Origin of the sequence: Sphingomonas sp., from assembly GCF_029239295.1 — a bacterium.
Taxonomy (GTDB): domain Bacteria; phylum Pseudomonadota; class Alphaproteobacteria; order Sphingomonadales; family Sphingomonadaceae; genus Sphingomonas.
On sequence record NZ_JAQZBC010000009.1, the window covers coordinates 46442 to 63788 of the forward strand.

Below are 17347 nucleotides of genomic sequence, written 5' to 3' on the forward strand. Positions count from 1 at the left end.
CGTGCCGTGGCACCATGCCCGGCACGGCCTGCCATGTCAGGCTTCCGGCAGGAAGTCGGGCACGGAGAGGTACCGCTCGCCCGTGTCATAGTTGAAGCCCAGCACCCGCGCATTGTCGGGCAGGTCGGGCAGCTTCTGGAGGATCGCCGCCAGCGTCGCGCCGGAGGAGATGCCCACCAGCATTCCTTCTTCCCGTGCGGCGCGCCGCGCCATGTCCTTGGCGACATTCGCGTCCACCTCGATCACCCCGTCCAGCGCCTGGGTGTGCAGGTTTGCCGGGATGAAGCCGGCGCCGATTCCCTGGATCGGGTGCGGGCCTGGCTGCCCGCCATTGATCACGGGTGAGGCCGAAGGTTCGACGGCGAAGACCTTCAGGTTTGGCCATTCCTTCTTCAGCGTCTCGGCCACGCCGGTGATGTGCCCTCCAGTTCCGACACCTGTGATGACCGCATCCAGCGGCGCATCGCGGAAATCGTTGATGATCTCCTGCGCCGTGGTGCGCACGTGAACGTCGATGTTCGCAGGATTCTCGAACTGCTGCGGCATCCAGGCGCCCGGCGTCGTCTCGACCAGCTCCAGCGCGCGCTCAATCGCGCCCTTCATTCCCTTTTCACGCGGCGTCAGGTCGAACGTCGCGCCATAGGCCAGCATCAGCCGGCGCCGTTCCAGCGACATGCTCTCCGGCATGACCAGCACCAGCTTGTATCCCTTGACCGCGGCGACCATCGCCAGACCGATGCCGGTGTTGCCGCTGGTCGGCTCGATGATCGTGCCGCCGGGCTGCAGATCGCCGTTGGCTTCCGCCGCTTCGATCATCGCCAGCGCGATGCGGTCCTTGATCGAGCCACCCGGGTTCGACCGTTCCGACTTGATCCAGACTTCTGATCCGGGGAACAGTCGCTGCATCCGGATATGGGGCGTGTTGCCGATCGTCTCGAGGATCGTGTTCGCCTTCATGGCTGAGCTACTCCGTGCTGTGTTTCGGGCGGTATTACCGAAAGTGGGGTCTCGGGCGGATCAAAGGTCTTGGCCTGCTTCAGTTCCGGAAACAATCGCGACCACAGCAGCGTGACCGCCATCGCGCCCACGCCGCCGACGACCACCGCACCGACCGGGCCGATCAGTGCCGCCATCAGGCCGCTTTCCGCCTCGCCGAGTTCATTGGAGGCCGAAATGGTCAACTGGCTGACCGCGCTGACGCGCCCGCGCATCTCGTCCGGCGTATGAAGCTGGATCAACGATCCGCGAACATACATCGACACCATGTCCGCGCTTCCCGCGACGATCAGGGCGATCAGGCTCAGCAGGAAGTTTGTGGAAATGCCGAAGGTCAGGATCGCCACGCCAAAAATCATGACCGCGACCAGCATCTTGCGCCCGACGTCGGTCTTCATCGGTCGGAATGACAGGAAGATGCCCGTCGCCGACGCGCCGATCCCCATTCCCGCGGCAAGCAGCCCCAGCCCAATCGGCCCCACGTGCAGAATGTCGCGCGCATAGATCGGCAACAACGCCGTCGCCCCGGCCAGCAGCACCGCGAACAGATCAAGCGTGATGGCCGCCTGAACCAGCCGGTTGCGCTTCACATAAGCGAAGCCGTCCACGATCCGCGCCAGGGGGCGGCGGTCCTTCTGGGCCGGCGGCTGGGCCACCGGGCGGATCGTCAGCAGCATGACGAGCGCCAGCAGGAACATCGCCGCCATACCCGCATAGGCGGTGAGCGGCCCGATGGCGAACAGCAGGCCGCCGACGCTTGGCCCAGCAATGAATCCGACCTGCATCGCGATCGAACCCAGTGCGATCGCGCTGGGCAGGGACTCGCGCGGGACGAGGTTGGGCGCCAGCGCGCCATAAGCAGGTCCGGCGAAGGCGCGGGCGATCCCGACCAGTACGGCGGCCGCGAACAGCACGGGCAGGCTGATCCATCCTTCCCATGTGGCGAAGCCGAGCAGCAGCACATTGGCAGCAAGCAAGGTCGTGGTACCGCGCACGATCCAGCGCCGGTCGATGCTGTCAGCGATCAGACCGACGACGGGTGTCAGAAGAAACAGCGGCAGGAACTGGGCGAGGCCGATCATGCCGAGAAGAAACGCCGCCTCCCGAATATCCATGGTCTCGCGTGCAATACTGTAAACCTGCCAGCCAAGTACGATGGCAAGCGCCGATTGAGCGATGGTACTAGCCAGTCTGGCCAACCAATAGCTACGGTAGTTTGGGATGCGGAGCGGGTGAACGGCGGCTGACATACAGCGTTCGACTTAGGTCGACGCTGAGAGCGGCACAACGGGAATTCCACGACATTGCGCCTGCTGCCTGTTGAGGCTTATAGGCCGCGTTCTCCCTTTCCCCTAGGAACCTGCGAGGTCCAACCCCGTGGCAAAAACAGCCCGCGCGAAGAGCGTCGAACCCCCCGTACCCAATCGCGAGCGGCCTAATGAGCCGCAGCCCTATGAGGCGTCGAAGGACGAGCTGCTGCAGTTCTACAAGGACATGCTGCTCATCCGCCGCTTCGAAGAGAAGGCTGGCCAGCTATATGGCCTCGGCCTGATCGGGGGCTTTTGCCACCTGTACATCGGCCAGGAGGCCGTGGCGGTAGGTTTGCAGTCCGCGCTGACCGAAAAGGACAGCGTGATCACCGGTTATCGCGACCACGGCCACATGCTGTTATGCGGCATCCCGCCCAAGGACGTAATGGCGGAGCTGACTGGGCGTCAGGCCGGCATCTCCAAGGGGAAGGGCGGCTCGATGCACATGTTCAGCGTGGAACATAAGTTCTACGGCGGACATGGCATCGTGGGCGCGCAGGTGTCACTGGGCGCGGGCCTCGGCTTTGCGCACAAGTACAACAATGACGGCGGCGTGTGTCTTGCCTATTTCGGCGACGGCGCAGCGAACCAGGGTCAGGTGTACGAGAGCTTCAACATGGCGGAGCTGTGGAAGCTGCCCGTCATTTTCGTCATCGAAAACAATCAATATGCGATGGGCACGAGCGTCAACCGCGCCTCCGCCGAAGATCAGCTGTATCGACGCGGCGAAAGCTTCCGCATTCCCGGCATTCAGGTCGATGGCATGGACGTGCTGGCGGCCCGTGGCGCTGCTGAAGAGGCGATCGCCTGGGTGCGTGCTGGCAAGGGCCCGATCATCCTTGAGATGAAGACTTACCGCTATCGCGGCCACTCCATGTCCGATCCGGCCAAATATCGCAGCCGTGAGGAAGTGCAGGCGGTGCGCGACAAGTCCGATCCGATCGAGCACGTGAAGAAGCTGCTCGATGCGCAGGGCGTCAAGGAAGACGAGCTGAAGGCGATCGAGAGCGAGATCCGCAAGGCAGTCAACGAATCTGCGGACTTCGCGGAAAGCACACCTGAGCCCGATCCCAAGGAACTGTATACCGACGTGCTGGTGGAGAAGTATTGAGATGGCGATCGACATCAAGATGCCGGCGCTCTCCCCAACGATGGAGGAGGGCACGCTCGCCAAGTGGCTCGTCAAGGAAGGCGATACCGTGAAGTCGGGCGATATCATGGCCGAAATCGAAACCGACAAGGCCACGATGGAATTTGAGGCCGTGGACGAAGGCGTCGTGGGCAAGATCCTGGTTGCCGAGGGCACCGACAATGTGAAGGTCGGTACGGTGATCATGCAGCTGGAAGGCGAGGGCGATGACGCTGCCCCGGCCGGCTCCAACGATCCGGTAGCGACCAAGGAAGACACCGTGGCGCCTGAGGCCAAGGCGGACGAGAAAAAGGCCGACAAGGTCGAGGATTCGGCTCATCCTGCGCAGGAACGCGTCGATACTGGTGCGCGGCAGATGTTCGGAGCGGCCAAGCACGACGCCGAGGTCAGCGATCCCGCGATTCCGGCCGGCACCGAAATGGTGAAGCAGACGGTCCGCGAGGCGCTGCGCGATGCCATGGCCGAGGAAATGCGCGCCGACGAGCGCGTGTTTGTAATGGGCGAGGAAGTCGCGCAATACCAGGGCGCGTACAAGGTTACGCAGGGCCTGCTGGACGAATTCGGCGACCGCCGCGTGATCGATACGCCGATCACCGAATATGGCTTTGCCGGCGTCGGCACCGGCGCGGCTATGGGTGGACTTCGCCCCATCGTCGAGTTCATGACGTTCAACTTCGCCATGCAGGCGATCGACCATATCGTGAATTCGGCTGCCAAGACGAACTACATGTCGGGCGGCCAGATGCGTTGCCCGATCGTGTTCCGTGGCCCGAACGGCGCCGCCAGCCGCGTGGGTGCCCAGCACTCGCAGAACTACGGCCCGTGGTACGCCAGCGTGCCGGGCCTGATCGTCATCGCGCCTTATGATGCAGCGGACGCAAAGGGCTTGCTGAAGGCCGCGATCCGGAGTCAGGATCCTGTCGTGTTCCTCGAGAACGAGCTTCTCTACGGTCGTTCGTTTGAAGTGCCCAAGCTTGACGACTGGGTTCTGCCGATCGGCAAGGCTCGCGTCATGCGCGAAGGCAAGGACGTGACGATCGTCAGCTATTCAATCGGCGTCGGGCTTGCGCTCGAAGCAGCGGAGAAGTTGGCCGGCGAGGGCATCGACGCCGAGGTGATCGACCTACGTACGCTGCGCCCGCTCGACAAGGAAACGGTGCTCAAGAGCCTTGCCAAGACCAACCGCATGGTGGTGGCCGAGGAAGGCTGGCCAACCTGCTCGATCGCAAGCGAGATCATCGCGATCTGCATGGAGGAAGGCTTCGATGACCTCGACGCCCCGGTCGTGCGCGTGTGCAACGAGGACGTGCCGCTGCCTTACGCCGCCAACCTCGAAAAGCTGGCGCTGATTTCGTCCGACAAGATTATCGAGGGCGTGAAGAAGGTGACTTACACGAAGTAAGCATATTTGCGGGGCCGCCATGACCATGGCGGTCCCGCATCAGTCTAGGCGCTGTAGACGGTGCACAGATTTGCCTTGGTGCCTGTGAGCGTTTCCGAGTTCCGCTCACGCACGGTGAATGACGCTTCGGAGCGCAATATCGGCGTTCCAAGGATCGTCGATGAAACCAGAGGTTTGTACAGGTACGTCACCTCTGCAAAGATCATGGCAGAGCCTGGCGTGGCCGCAATCTGGCGGTCGCTCGCTCCCATGGAGGGGAGGCTGTTATCGCTCACACCTTTGCCTTCGCGTCCATATTGCGGCTGAGACTCGGTGTTGTTGAGCGCGCCCGTACACCGCTGCCACTGTATCTTCTGATAAACGATCAGGGATGAGCCTGATCCGCTGGTGTTGCCGTTGGGCAGGACGTCACTCAAAACGATGCGACCGCGGGTGCCGAAGTCCATCCTTTCACCAACGATCTTGCCGCCCATCAGCACTTCGGACACATCGGCCTCGTTAATCGAGTCCCGGACACGTGCCGCATTGTCGGCCGACGTGGCGGCGATCTGATGAACACGCAGGATCGAGAGACCAAGGTTCGCCGTTTCGAGCCCGTACAGCAGCAGAACAAGGACAATCGGCAGCGTAAGGGCGAATTCGATGAGCGCCAAGCCGCGCTGATCGCGCTTCAGTCGTAGCAGTAGCGGGAATACGCGCATCAGTCGCACCTGACTGTCGGTTGGGCACGAGAGGTGAACGGCTGGTTACGTAGCACCGTGCTGGAGGTAATCGTCTGCTTCGCGCCCAACCCGACCATCGCGTTCACCGGCATGATATTTGGGTATTCGACGGTCACCGTATAGCGCACGATGTCGTCGGCGGTACCAAGGCCCGTGTCGAAGTTTGTATCGTACACGCCGTTATTGTTTGCGTCCTCGTAGCAGTCACCCTTGTTGTAGACGCCGATGGGATCAATGTCGGACGTGATCTTCTCTGGCTTCCCAACATTGGAGAAGTTGAAGAACCGTTCCTTCTTGATATCCTTCACGTAGGCAGGATTGGACAACATGGCGACGCGATCCTTGACGATCTGATCGATCTGGCTCTCCGACCGGTCGCCCACCGTTGCCCGCCTCGACGCCTCAAGCAGGGCGCCTTGGATAATCGCGGTGAAATAAGCACGGTACGCGAGTTCGAGGCCGCCTGCGAGAAGCGTGCACAGAACAGGGATGATGATCGCAAATTCCACGACCGTGGCGCCGCGCCGATCCTGCTGAAAACGATGTATCACTGGCTAAGCCTCAGCGATCCGATCTTTGAGCCGATTTCCTGGAATTTGGCGATCAGTTCGGGCGTCGTTGAAATGCCTGCCGCCTTGCTATCATCAGAAGCGCATTTCTTCATGGCGTCGGTCAGCGTAGTGGAAAATGCTATCACCCAAACCTCTACATTCTGGCTCTTTGCAGCGTTGCAGGCCATGCGAAAACGTTGGAGGTGTCGCGCCGACTGGGTGTTGCCGTTTGCTGCTCCAATGACGCGACGATCCTGGCTCTCCACTCCATAGCTCGAGTAACTCTCGAGCGATGGTTGAAGATCACCGTCGGTCATAAAGATAATGTACTTACGAATATTGAATCCCCGCAGTTTACGAGGATTATCGGGATCATTGGGATCATTTGTCTCGGGGGTGTTCGATCGGAAGATGCCATCCGGGGATATGAAGCGAGCACCCCATATCATCCCGATGTCATGATAGGTGTTCCCGGCCGGCTTTAGGGAATTCAGATAGCTAACGAAGCTGTTGCGATCATTATAATATTCCCGGAGCCGCGAGGCCTGGCTCGCGCAGTAGCGGGGGGCGTTGTACAGGGCTCCATTCGGCGCAACCGACACTTCCGGCCACCAGGGTGCCCAGCGACTATCGTCCGAATCCGGTATGCGATTGATGTCGAGATCCCGCGCGTCCTGGGGCGCAATCGTCGAAGACCCGCCGTTGATCTCGCTATTGTTCGTCCTGCGTTCTTCAATGCAACCAGCCCAAGTCGACCGGTCAGTGACATTGAAGCTTGTCGGCGTGCGGACAGAGGCGCCGGTCACATAAGCAGAAATATCTTGCGTATACTTGCCGTAAGTCCAGTCTGTCGTGGACGCAGTCGTGTAGCTGCAGGCGCCGATGATATTGCCAATGATCGGGTTGTAGGATCCGCCGATGCCGTCACACGATGACTTGCCGATATAGTCGGTGCGAGGTACTTGCTTCGGTACACGCGTGTTGTAGAGATATAATCCGGTGCGAATGTAATCCGGATTCTTGGCGTACACCTGCTTGCCAACGTTTACCGTCGCATTGTAAGGAACGAAGCCATAGCGTAGTCGCAAGTTGTTGTTGTGCAGCTGATCCTGCGCGTCCTTCAGCGTGTCGTACAGGGATGTCGCAGCGGAGCGGAGCGCTACCATCTTGCTGTTCGATGCTTCAACTTCGCCGCAATTGCCTCCGGAACCCGGTGCGCAGTTCATCGATCCGGACATGTCAACGACAAGCACGATGTCCGTGCCGACGAAATCCTGAGTTGCAGAGCAGGACGCGGTGATCGGGAGTGTGGCAAAGCCAAACATCTTCATGATCGTCGTCGGGATGGTGGTCTCGCTCTGCACCTTAAGCGTGCCGAGAGCCGGAATGGAGATGTTCAGGTTATAGTTCGCCGCTTCGAACTGCCCCTTTGGGAAGTTGAACTGATAGTACTTCGTCACCTCTCTCACGACGTCTGGCGAGACCGTCGTTCCGCTGAGCAGCCGGCGACCGGCCAGGGCCCCCGCGTCGCACGCCTGTTGAAAACGGTTCTGCGCCATATAGGCGCGCGTCATGTCCACGCCCGAACCAACCATGCCGATCAGGGGGATCATCGCTGCCGCCATGATAGCCAGCGTGTTTCCGCGCACGTCCCGGCGCAGTTGCCCCAGCAGCGTCACGAAACCCGTACCTTTCACCTGCGTCTGATCCTGCTAAAACAAACTTCTCCAGGCATCGCTTTGGGCCGGGAGCCGCTAAGCCAGCCTCAAACGATATGGTTAACGAGACACAGTTCTTTGGCATCGATCCCGCCGCCGGACATCCGGAGCGCGCGCTTGCGCTCGCGTATGCGCATGCCGATGCCCGTCAGGGATTGCTGGCCGTATTCGCACTGGACCAAACTCTCGCCCGCCTCACGCTTGGTACGCGCGATTCGATGGTCGCTCAGCTACGTCTCACGTGGTGGCGGGAGGCGCTCTGCGCGCTGGCCAACGAGCCTACCCCTTCGCAGCCGATCCTGCAGGCATTGTCGGCCGCGCGAGCGAACGGCGTGACGCTGGCGATCGCGGAGGATGGCTGGGAACGGTTGCTGCGGCCGATGGACGAGGCCGATCTTCTGCACTTCGCGAACGAGCGGGGCGTGATTTTTGTTGAGGCCGCGCGACTGGCGGGGGCACCTGATGACGTTGGCTCAGCCGGTTCCGGGTGGTCGCTAGCCGATCTGGCGCAGACGACCGCTGACCCTGACCTTGCGCGACGCGCCACGTCGCTTGCCATCCCGTTGCTCAAGCAGGCGGCGGCGCAACGCTGGAGCCCAGCCGGGCGGTTTCTGGGCGCCATGGTTCATGTCGCCGCAGCTGACCTGCGGAAACAACGAACGGCAGGGTCGCCGGTGCGCGTCGGGCGCCTAGCCTGGCATCGGCTGACCGGCCGTTAGGCTTGAAGTCGTCACCTCTTTCGTTAGCATCATGGTTAACGGGGGAGCGCGGGGCGATGTGGCGATATCTGGCGGGTGGCGTTGCGGCGCTACTGATGATCGCGGCGGGATGGATGTTGTTCTCCAGCCGCGCAACAACCGAGCCTGTGCTACCTGGGATGCCACAAAGCGCTCCCGCATCGTCATTGGGCGTGCCGGAAGATGCCGAAGCAGCTGTACCCGAGGCCAGCGATCGAACGCGGGAGGAGAAGCGGTTTGATCGATATGACAAGAACCGCGACGGCGGGATATACAAGGAAGAGTATCTGGCGTCCCGTCAGAAGGCCTTTGGGAAGCTCGATAGCAACGGCGACGGACGGCTATCCTTTGACGAGTGGAGCGCCAAGACCGTCGCGAAGTTCACTGCCGCGGACAAGGACAAGTCAGGTGTCCTCGACCGCGCGGAGTTTTCCACGACGGCGGTCAAGCGGAAGGCGAAGCCACGCTGCTCTTGTCCTTCCCCCAAGACCGCCGACGATGACAATTAAGCGGCGATGATCACGCCGCTGCAAGCCACGTAGCAAGGGCGGCCCGGGCGCGATCGGTGTACATTCGCTTGCGATCGGCCTTTTTGGTCCGCCCCTCAATCGGTGGGAACAGCCCGAAGTTGACGTTCATCGGCTGGTAGGTTTCCGCGACCGCCGCACCGGTGATGTGACCCAGCAAAGCACCGAGCGCGGTCTCCGGCGGGGGCGGCAGTATCTTCTTGCCCACGAGCTCGGCCGCGGCGAAGCGCCCGGCCAACAGGCCAATTGCGGCACTTTCTACATAGCCTTCACACCCCGTGATCTGCCCGGCAAAGCGGACATTCGGCCGCGACTTCAGGCGAAGCTCGGGATCCAGCAGTTCCGGCGAGCGAAGGAAGGTATTGCGGTGGAGGCCGCCAAGTCGAGCAAACTCGGCACGTTCCAGGCCGGGAATCGTTCGAAACAAACGCACCTGTTCTGCGTGCTTCAGCTTGGTCTGGAAGCCGACGATGTTCCACAATGTGCCCGCGGCATTATCCTGCCTCAGCTGAACGCAGGCATAGGGCCACCGCCCGGTTCTCGGGTCATCTAGGCCGACGCCCTTCATGGGGCCGAAGCGCAACGTCTGCGGGCCGCGCTCCGCCATGACTTCGATCGGCATGCAGCCTTCGAAATAGGGCACGTTCTCCCACTCGCGATATTCGGTCTTCTCCCCCGCGACGAGGCCGGCAACGAAGGTTTCATATTGCTCACGGTCGAGCGGGCAGTTGATATAGTCTGTCCCGTCCCCCTTATTCCAACGGGATTGGAACCAGGCCACGTCCATATCGATGCTGTCACGGTGAACAATGGGCGCGATCGCGTCGAAAAAGGCGAGCGCGTCCTTGCCCGTTTCTTCTGCAATCGAGCTCGACAGGCCCGCGGCGGTAAGGGGGCCAGTCGCGATGATCGTAGGTCCTTGGGGCAAGGCATCGACCCGCTCGCGAACCACGTCAATATTCGGGTGCGCTACCAACCGGGCAGTCACGCCTGCGGAAAAGCCGTCGCGATCCACTGCCAACGCCGACCCGGCGGGGACACGATGACGATCTCCCTCGGCGAGGATCACCGAACCCAGAGTGCGCATCTCCTCGTGGATCAGCCCGACGGCATTGCTGGTCGCATCATCCGACCGGAAGCTGTTCGAGCACACCAGTTCGGCAAGGTGGTCCGTATGATGGGCAGGGGTATTGTCGCCGCTGCCGCGCATTTCGGACAGGCGGACCGACAACCCTGCTTCCGCCAATTGCCAAGCCGCCTCGGATCCTGCGAGCCCGCCACCGATAACGTGGATATCGTAAGTCATGACGGCCGATTAGGCGGTCCGTGGCGTAATTGGAATGCGGAGGAGCGCCTCAGCCTTCACTCTCCACCACGCGATCGTCGAACATCCCGAACGCGAGCGTGGAAGCGTATAGGGCAATCGCGCGCTCGCTCGGCATCGACCAGGCCCATTTGCGCATGTCAAACGCCGCATTGAGGAACGCCATGACGAGCTGGCTGGCGACGAGTGGATCGACCGGGCGGATCGTTCCTTCTGCAATCCCGTCGGAGATGGTGCCGGCGAACCGCCGCGCGATCCGGTTGGACCGCTCCACCATCGCCTGACGGACCGTGCCGGGCAGGCCGCTGAGCGCCGTGGTCCGCAGCAGCGGGCCAAGCTGGGAGAACTGGACCCCAAGCAGTGTCGCGAACATCGAAGACAGCCTGTCCCACTGCGTGCCGCCCTGCTCGTCAGCCAGCCGCTGGGTTGCCGATATGGTATCGAAGCTCCGCTTGTAGCAGGCGATCACCAAATCATCCTTGGCATCAAGGTGGTGGTAGAAGCTGCCCTTGGTGACGTTCAGTTCGCCCGCAATTCGCTGAACCGAGGCGCCGCGATAGCCCAGTTCATTGATAAGCCGGGTGGCCGCTAGCAGGAACGCCTCGCGCCCCTCCGCCGGGTCCTGCGGTAAGGCGACTGGGCGCGGCGCCCAGTGTGCGCTCGGGCCGGCAAGTCCGTGCCGAAAGACATCCATGACGCGTGCTTCAACGCGCCCGAGTTGGTCCATGTCATAACGCGGCAGCCAGACGGGTAGCCAAAAGGTGTTTTCCATCAGAACATGCGCTCTCGCGCCGTTGAGGTCCGTCTGCGCTCTTGTTTCCGCTGGCCCCCACAGGCCACGCGCACGCCGAAATACTTCGCGCCACCCGCCGAGAAGGCGGCTGCGCACCGGATCCTCCATCGCCCTCAGATCGGACAGGCCAGCAATCTGGCGTTCCTCGCCACGCTGGACACGCGACAGGCGCGCCATGTTCAGCGCGAGGTAGCGTTCTACCCGCGCCTCCGGGGTCGGTGCCTCCATCGCGGCGTCCAGCATCACCAGCAGGTAATCAAGCGTATGCTCGAACGCTGCGGCGGCGAGATCTTCCTTTCGCTTGAAATAGTAGGTGACGCTGGTGGTGTTCAGCCCCACGCGTCGCGCGACGTCCGCAAAGGTCATGCCCTTTGCGCTCTGTTCGTTGATTGCGTCGGCTGCGGCGGCAAGAATGGCTTCGCGCTTCGCCCGAAAGCGCCGCGTGCCGATCTCCTCCCCGTCGCCGCTCGGTTCCACCTGAGCTTGCATCCGGTGATCGTAGCAGCGATTTTTCGAAGAAATAGTCCCTTTTATGATCAGGCTGACGCAACTCTCCTCGCCGCCGCGGAGGCACTAAATCAGGTGCTTTACCGAACATGCGGTACGCTCTACAGCCACATCAAACAGCGAAGCGGAGGGATGCGATGGACTTCACCTTGAGCGAGCGCGAGACCTACTTCCGGGACCGCGTGAAGGTATTCATCGACGCGGAAATTGCCCCGCGCCAGGAAGAATATAATCAGCAGTCCCATAGCGGCGATCGGTGGAAGGTGATCCCGGTCATCGAAGAGGTAAAGGAGAAGGCCAAGGCAGCCGGACTCTGGAATTTCTTCATGCCGCCGCACTCCGGCCAGCAGCATGTCGACGACACCTTCGAGTTCGAGGGCACCCAGCTTACCAACCTCGAATACGCGCTGTGTGCCGAGGAGATGGGCAAGATCGGCTGGGCGAGCGAGGTGTTCAATTGCTCCGCGCCCGACACGGGCAACATGGAGGTGCTGCATCGCTACGGCACGCTTGAGCAGAAGGAAAAGTGGCTTCGTCCACTGATGAAAGGCGAAATACGTTCCGTTTTCTTCATGACCGAGCCGGCAGTCGCCTCATCGGACGCTACCAACATCGAGACGCGCATTGAGCGTGATGGCGACCATTACGTCATCAATGGTCGCAAATGGTGGTCCTCTGGCGTGGGCGATCCGCGCTGCAAGATCGGCATCCTGATGGGCAAGACCAGCTTCGAAGGATCGCGGCACCAGCAGCAAAGCCAGATCCTCGTGCCGATGGATACGCCGGGTATCAAGATCGAGCGGATGCTGTCCGTGTACGGATACGACCATGCGCCGCACGGCCACGGGGAGGTCAGCTTCACAGACGTTCGCGTGCCGGTCGAAAACGTGCTGCTGGGCGAAGGGCGCGGGTTCGAAATCGCGCAGGGTCGCCTCGGGCCGGGCCGTATTCATCACTGCATGCGCACGATCGGCGTCGCCGAAGTCGCGCTGGAGAAAATGGCGAAGCGTCTGCTGAGCCGCGTCGCGTTCGGAAAGCGGATTTCCGATCATTCGGTATGGGAGCAGCGTGTCGCGCAGGCCCGCATCGAGATCGAAATGACCCGCCTTCTGTGTCTGAAGGCAGCGCAGACGATGGACAAGGCAGGCAACAAGGCTGCGTTGCAGGAAATCGCCATGATCAAGGTGTTCGCTCCGAACATGGCGCTGCGCGTACTGGACGATGCGGTCCAGGCGCATGGCGGCGGCGGCGTGGCAGAGGACTACGGTCTCGCCCACGCATGGGCGTCGCAGCGCACGTTGCGCCTCGCTGACGGTCCTGACGAGGTGCATGCTCGCACGATCGCGCGCAACGAGTTCGGCAAATATGCCGACTGGAAGGCCGAGGTTGCCTCGAACGATCGCGGTGGACCGCGTGGTGCCGAAATCTCCAGCGGAGACATTGGCGTCTCGCGCTGATCGCATTCCGGGTTGAGGATTGATCTGTTCCAGTCGCGTCGCCGTCGCCGCCTTGTCGCGGTGATCGTGCGATGCCGGCTTGGACCGAGTGGAGGGAATAACCGTGAAAGCCGCTGTTCTATTTGAAACCAAGGCCCCGCTTCGGATCGAGGACGTGGTCGTGTCGAAGCCCGGCCCGCATGAGGTTCTGATCCGGACGGTCGCCTGCGGCGTGTGCCGTTCCGACCTTCACTTCGTCGACGGTGCCTATCCTCACCCGCTGCCCGCAATTCCGGGCCACGAGGCTGCTGGCATCGTGGAAGCGGTTGGTGACGAGGTGCGCACCGTCAAGGTTGGCGATGCCGTGGTGACCTGCCTCAGCGCGTTCTGCGGGCATTGCGAGTTCTGCATCACGGGCCGCATGTTCCTGTGCGTCAGCGCGGAAACGCGGCGCTCTCCGACGGCCGAGCCGCGGTTGAAGCTCGCAAACGGCGGAAACGTCAACCAGATGCTGAATTTGTCGGCCTATGCCGAGCAGATGCTGGTTCACGAGCATGCCTGTGTCGCGATCGATCCGGAAATGCCGCTCGATCGGGCCGCCTTGATCGGTTGCGCGGTAACCACCGGCGCCGGAGCGGTCTTCAACACCACGGACGTCACGCCGGGCGAGACGGTTTGCATCGTCGGTTGTGGTGGCATCGGGCTGGCTGCGGTCAACGCCGCGAAGATCGCCGGGGCGGGCAAGATCATCGCGCTGGATCCGGTGCCGGAAAAGCGTGCGGTTGCCGAGAAGTTGGGCGCGACCCACACGTATGATCCGATGGCGGACGGCGTCGTCGGTGAAGTGGTGGAACTGACCAAGGGCGGCGTTCATCATGCGATTGAGGCGGTTGGTCGGCCGCAGTCCGCACAGACCACCATCGACGTTCTTCGTCGCGGCGGGACCGCCACGATCCTGGGCATGATGCCGCTGGATTCGAAGGTCGGGCTGTCGGCAATGGAGTTGCTGTCCGGCAAACGATTGCAGGGTGGCATCATGGGATCCAATCGCTTCCCGGTGGATATTCCCAGGCTCGTCGACTTCTACATGCGGGGGCTGTTGGATCTGGATACGATCATCGCCGAGCGGCTGCCGCTGGCCCGCATCAACGATGCCTTTGACGAACTGCGCAAGGGCGATGCGACCCGCAGCGTGATTGTATTCGATCAATGAGCACGGCAGTGGCGGAAGATACCGGGCTCCAGGCGGAGATCAGCGAGCGCGATCAGCTCGATACCGGCCGACTGTCGGCCTGGATGAAGGCGCATGTGGCCGAGTTCGAAGGGCCGCTCAGCTATGCCAAGTTCGCCGGGGGCCAGTCCAACCCCACGTACAAGCTGATGACGCCGGCACGCAATTACGTCCTGCGGCGCAAGCCAATGGGCGATCTGCTGCCATCGGCGCATCAGGTCGATCGCGAGTATCGCGTTATGGCGGCGCTGCATCCCACCGGCTTTCCGGTGCCGCGTCAATATGGCCTGTGCGAAGACGATGGCGTGATCGGTTCGGCCTTCTACGTGATGGAGATGGTTGAGGGGCGAACGATCTGGGACGGATCGTTTCCGGGGATGGATGCCGAGACCCGGCGCGCGCACTATCACGCGATGATCGACACCTTGGCGGATCTGCATAATGTGGATCTGAAGGCGACGAACCTCGAAGATTTCGGCCGGCCGGGAAATTACTTTGAACGGCAGGTGAGCCGCTGGACGAAGCAATATCGCGGTGCCGAAACCGAGCATATGCCGGCGATGGAACGGTTGATCGAATGGCTGCCGCGAACCATTCCCGAGCAGACACGCACGTCGATCGTTCACGGCGATTACCGGTGCGACAACATGAAGTTTGCGCCTGGTCTGGAGCCGCGGGTTGCGGCCGTATTGGACTGGGAGCTTTGCACGACGGGTGATCCGCTGGCGGACCTCAGCTACTTTCTCATCAGCTGGGTGACCCAGCCGGAGGGTCGTTCTGGCGTCATGGGGCTCACTGGTCGCGAGACGGGTATTCCGACGCTGGAAGAGGTCGTCGCGCGCTACTGCGAAAGGACCGGGCGAGACTCGGTTCCTGATCTGAACTGGCTGCTCGCTTTCAACCTGTTCCGCCTTGCCTCGATCGTTCAGGGAATTCGCAAGCGCTTCCTGATCGGCACCGCCTCAAGCGCGAATGCCGAGGCGACCAGTGCGCGCGTTCCGATGCTGGCAGATGCCGCTTGGGACTTTGCGGTGAAAGCCGGCGCGTAGGCCGCCACATAGAATAGAGAAGAGAGACGGATGAGCTTATTCGATCTGACCGGGAAGGTCGTCGTGATCACCGGTTCGTCGCGCGGCATTGGCAAGGCCAGTGCTATCGCGTGTGCGGAGCAGGGCGCGAAGGTGGTGATTTCCAGCCGCAAGCAGGATGCATCGCAGGCCGTTGCCGACGAAATCAACGCGCGCTTCGGCGACGGTACGGCCATCGCGGTGGCGGCCAACATTTCCGACAAGGCGGCGCTGCAGAACCTGGTCGATGAAAGCCGTCGAGCATTCGGCAAGATCGACTGCCTTGTCTGCAACGCAGCATCCAACCCCTATTACGGGCCACAGGAAGGGATTGCCGACGAGCAGTTCCGCAAGATCTTGGACAACAATATCCTGTCGAACCACTGGCTGATCACCATGGTCGCGCCCGAGATGAAGGAGCGCGGCGCAAAGGGCGAGGACGCGGGATCGATCGTGATCGTGTCGTCGATCGGCGGCCTGCGCGGATCGACCGTGATCGGCGCTTATTGCATCTCCAAGGCGGCCGACATGCAACTCGCGCGGAATCTGGCGCATGAGTATGGCCAGCACGGCATCCGGGTGAACTGCATCGCGCCGGGCCTGATCAAGACCGACTTCGCCAAGGCATTGTGGGAAGACGAGGCCGCGGTCGCGGAGCGAAACCGTACTACCCCGCTGCGCCGCATCGGAGAGCCTGAGGAGATCGCCGGAGCGGTGGTTTACCTGGCGTCGAAGGCCAGCGGTTTCATGACCGGCCAGACGATGGTGATCGACGGCGGCGTGACGATCTGAGGATGTCACCCGAAGGTGCGTAGCGCACGGGTTTGAGCGGAGGTTGAAGTGAGGTTCACGGGCAAGTCGGTCATCGTCACTGGAGCAGGATCCGGTATCGGCCGGGCAGCGGCTACGCTGTTCGCCGCAGAGGGTGGGCAGGTTGTGGTCGCGGACAAGGTTGGTGCCGAGGCTACGGCCGCTGCCATCCGGGATGCAGGTGGTACCGCGCATGCGATCGAAATGGATGCCGGCAATGAGGAGGACGTCCTGCGCACGATCGCGCTGGCGTGCGACAGCTTCGGCGGACTGGATGTAATGTTCGCCAATGCCGGAATATCCGGCGGGATGGCGAACATCTTCAACACAGATGTCAGCCTGTTTGCCGAAGTGCTGCGGGTGAACCTGATCGGGCCGTTCCTCGCCATCAAGCATGGTGCCCCGCGCATTGCCGAACGGGGAGGTGGGGCGATCATCCTGACGGCGAGTGTCGCCGGAATCCGCTCAGGCGCTGGATCACCAGCCTATTCTGCGTCAAAGGCGGGTGTCATTAACCTCGCGCAGGTGTCGGCGCAGCAATTGTCGGGCTCGAACGTGCGGGTCAATGCGATCTGTCCGGGGCTGACCGAGACGGGCATGACGCAGTCGGTATTCGATTACGCGCGCGATGCTGGAAAGATTGACCGCGTCGGCAGGCTCAATCCGCTACGACGCGGCGCGCAACCGGACGAATTGGCGAAGGTGGCGTTGTTCCTGGCCTCGTCGGACGCCAGCTATGTCAATGGACAGGCGCTGGCGGTCGACGGTGGTTTGTCCTCCAGCCATCCGGTGACTAAGCAAGAATACGGGCGCACCAGCGCCTGACGGTACCGACTCCACCGAGATTTGCCGAGGCAAACCCGGTGGTGCCCGCGCGTTCTTCCATCGTTAGGGGTGGCAGCGTGTAGATGTCCCCGGACGATCGGCGCGATGAGAAACACTTGTTCCTGACCTTTGCGGACGGCGCGGACCGAACGTTGGTTTTGGCTTGTAGATCGGGGCAACGCGCGCGTGTTTCCGGCCGGCGAAGAACGCCAGTCCCACGCGCGCTGACGCAGTCCCTGAC

16 protein-coding genes are annotated in these 17347 nt (G+C 61.9%); 9 read left to right on the forward strand and 7 right to left on the reverse strand.

From position 1 onward, the window contains the following. Positions 1-36: 36 nt before the first annotated feature. Together cysK and K0S66_RS10470 are read right to left on the reverse strand one after the other, a co-directional pair. A complete protein-coding gene (gene cysK, locus K0S66_RS10465) occupies positions 37-957 on the reverse strand; it encodes a cysteine synthase A (protein WP_301075321.1) in 921 nt (306 codons plus the stop codon). Then, on the reverse strand, positions 954-2246 hold the full coding sequence (locus K0S66_RS10470; RefSeq protein WP_301075322.1) for an MFS transporter: 1293 nt from the start codon (positions 2244-2246) through the stop codon (positions 954-956). The genes cysK and K0S66_RS10470 overlap by 4 nt, the downstream gene beginning before the upstream one ends. Positions 2247-2373: 127 nt before the next feature. Between K0S66_RS10470 and pdhA the strand changes: the two genes are divergently transcribed. Together pdhA and K0S66_RS10480 are read left to right on the forward strand one after the other, a co-directional pair. After that, positions 2374-3417, forward strand: coding sequence for a pyruvate dehydrogenase (acetyl-transferring) E1 component subunit alpha (gene pdhA / locus K0S66_RS10475; protein WP_301075323.1), 1044 nt, complete (start codon positions 2374-2376; stop codon positions 3415-3417). 1 nt (position 3418) lies between these two features. After that, positions 3419-4858 (forward strand): pyruvate dehydrogenase complex E1 component subunit beta, encoded by a 1440-nt coding sequence (locus tag K0S66_RS10480; RefSeq protein WP_301075324.1) that lies wholly within the window; start codon positions 3419-3421, stop codon positions 4856-4858. A 44-nt stretch (positions 4859-4902) separates the two neighbouring features. Here the strand turns inward: K0S66_RS10480 and K0S66_RS10485 are convergent, their stop codons facing one another. Genes K0S66_RS10485 through K0S66_RS10495 form a run of 3 tightly spaced genes read right to left on the reverse strand, consistent with a single transcriptional unit; the run spans position 4903 to position 7828 of the window. Continuing rightward, positions 4903-5559 carry a pilus assembly protein gene (locus K0S66_RS10485; protein ID WP_301075325.1) on the reverse strand — a complete coding sequence of 219 codons (657 nt, stop codon included), beginning with the start codon at positions 5557-5559 and terminating at the stop codon, positions 4903-4905. Beyond that, on the reverse strand, positions 5559-6131 hold the full coding sequence (locus tag K0S66_RS10490) for a TadE/TadG family type IV pilus assembly protein (RefSeq protein ID WP_301075326.1): 573 nt from the start codon (positions 6129-6131) through the stop codon (positions 5559-5561). Before K0S66_RS10490 ends, K0S66_RS10485 begins: the two co-directional genes overlap by 1 nt. Further along, a complete protein-coding gene (locus tag K0S66_RS10495; protein WP_301075327.1) occupies positions 6128-7828 on the reverse strand; it encodes a TadE/TadG family type IV pilus assembly protein in 1701 nt (566 codons plus the stop codon). Before K0S66_RS10495 ends, K0S66_RS10490 begins: the two co-directional genes overlap by 4 nt. Positions 7829-7905: 77 nt before the next feature. On the opposite strand from K0S66_RS10495, the gene K0S66_RS10500 reads away from it, so the two are divergent. Beyond that, a complete protein-coding gene (locus K0S66_RS10500; RefSeq protein ID WP_301075328.1) occupies positions 7906-8568 on the forward strand; it encodes a hypothetical protein in 663 nt (220 codons plus the stop codon). 95 nt (positions 8569-8663) lie between these two features. Next, on the forward strand, positions 8664-9095 hold the full coding sequence (locus tag K0S66_RS10505) for an EF-hand domain-containing protein (protein WP_301075329.1): 432 nt from the start codon (positions 8664-8666) through the stop codon (positions 9093-9095). Between the two features lie 10 nt (positions 9096-9105). Here the strand turns inward: K0S66_RS10505 and trmFO are convergent, their stop codons facing one another. Both trmFO and K0S66_RS10515 read right to left on the reverse strand, forming a co-directional pair. Continuing rightward, a complete protein-coding gene (trmFO, locus tag K0S66_RS10510; protein ID WP_301075330.1) occupies positions 9106-10419 on the reverse strand; it encodes a methylenetetrahydrofolate--tRNA-(uracil(54)-C(5))-methyltransferase (FADH(2)-oxidizing) TrmFO in 1314 nt (437 codons plus the stop codon). Positions 10420-10468: 49 nt separating this feature from the next. Continuing rightward, positions 10469-11719 carry a TetR/AcrR family transcriptional regulator gene (locus K0S66_RS10515; RefSeq protein WP_301075331.1) on the reverse strand — a complete coding sequence of 417 codons (1251 nt, stop codon included), beginning with the start codon at positions 11717-11719 and terminating at the stop codon, positions 10469-10471. A gap of 155 nt (positions 11720-11874) precedes the next feature. On the opposite strand from K0S66_RS10515, the gene K0S66_RS10520 reads away from it, so the two are divergent. From K0S66_RS10520 to K0S66_RS10540, 5 genes are all read left to right on the forward strand, one after another. Next, entirely contained in the window at positions 11875-13194 is a 1320-nt protein-coding gene (locus tag K0S66_RS10520; protein WP_301075333.1) for an acyl-CoA dehydrogenase family protein, read from the forward strand. 103 nt (positions 13195-13297) lie between these two features. Further along, a complete protein-coding gene (locus tag K0S66_RS10525; protein WP_301075334.1) occupies positions 13298-14386 on the forward strand; it encodes a Zn-dependent alcohol dehydrogenase in 1089 nt (362 codons plus the stop codon). Then, entirely contained in the window at positions 14383-15453 is a 1071-nt protein-coding gene (locus tag K0S66_RS10530) for a phosphotransferase family protein (RefSeq protein WP_301075335.1), read from the forward strand. Before K0S66_RS10525 ends, K0S66_RS10530 begins: the two co-directional genes overlap by 4 nt. Before the next feature lie 30 nt (positions 15454-15483). Next, positions 15484-16263 carry an SDR family oxidoreductase gene (locus tag K0S66_RS10535; RefSeq protein WP_301075336.1) on the forward strand — a complete coding sequence of 260 codons (780 nt, stop codon included), beginning with the start codon at positions 15484-15486 and terminating at the stop codon, positions 16261-16263. A 48-nt stretch (positions 16264-16311) separates the two neighbouring features. Continuing rightward, positions 16312-17106 carry a glucose 1-dehydrogenase gene (locus K0S66_RS10540; protein ID WP_301075337.1) on the forward strand — a complete coding sequence of 265 codons (795 nt, stop codon included), beginning with the start codon at positions 16312-16314 and terminating at the stop codon, positions 17104-17106. Positions 17107-17347: the final 241 nt, after the last annotated feature.

Bases quoted from the DNA above. Each gene is read 5' to 3' on its own strand.
- cysK (WP_301075321.1), bottom strand. From the start codon at position 957: ATGAAGGCGAACACGATCCTCGAGACGATCGGCAACACGCCCCATATC.
- K0S66_RS10470 (WP_301075322.1), bottom strand. From the start codon at position 2,246: ATGTCAGCCGCCGTTCACCCGCTCCGCATCCCAAACTACCGTAGCTAT.
- K0S66_RS10480 (WP_301075324.1), top strand. From the start codon at position 3,419: ATGGCGATCGACATCAAGATGCCGGCGCTCTCCCCAACGATGGAGGAG.
- K0S66_RS10485 (WP_301075325.1), bottom strand. From the start codon at position 5,559: ATGCGCGTATTCCCGCTACTGCTACGACTGAAGCGCGATCAGCGCGGC.
- K0S66_RS10500 (WP_301075328.1), top strand. From the start codon at position 7,906: ATGGTTAACGAGACACAGTTCTTTGGCATCGATCCCGCCGCCGGACAT.
- K0S66_RS10505 (WP_301075329.1), top strand. From the start codon at position 8,664: ATGATCGCGGCGGGATGGATGTTGTTCTCCAGCCGCGCAACAACCGAG.
- trmFO (WP_301075330.1), bottom strand. From the start codon at position 10,419: ATGACTTACGATATCCACGTTATCGGTGGCGGGCTCGCAGGATCCGAG.
- K0S66_RS10515 (WP_301075331.1), bottom strand. From the start codon at position 11,719: ATGCAAGCTCAGGTGGAACCGAGCGGCGACGGGGAGGAGATCGGCACG.
- K0S66_RS10520 (WP_301075333.1), top strand. From the start codon at position 11,875: ATGGACTTCACCTTGAGCGAGCGCGAGACCTACTTCCGGGACCGCGTG.
- K0S66_RS10530 (WP_301075335.1), top strand. From the start codon at position 14,383: ATGAGCACGGCAGTGGCGGAAGATACCGGGCTCCAGGCGGAGATCAGC.
- K0S66_RS10535 (WP_301075336.1), top strand. From the start codon at position 15,484: ATGAGCTTATTCGATCTGACCGGGAAGGTCGTCGTGATCACCGGTTCG.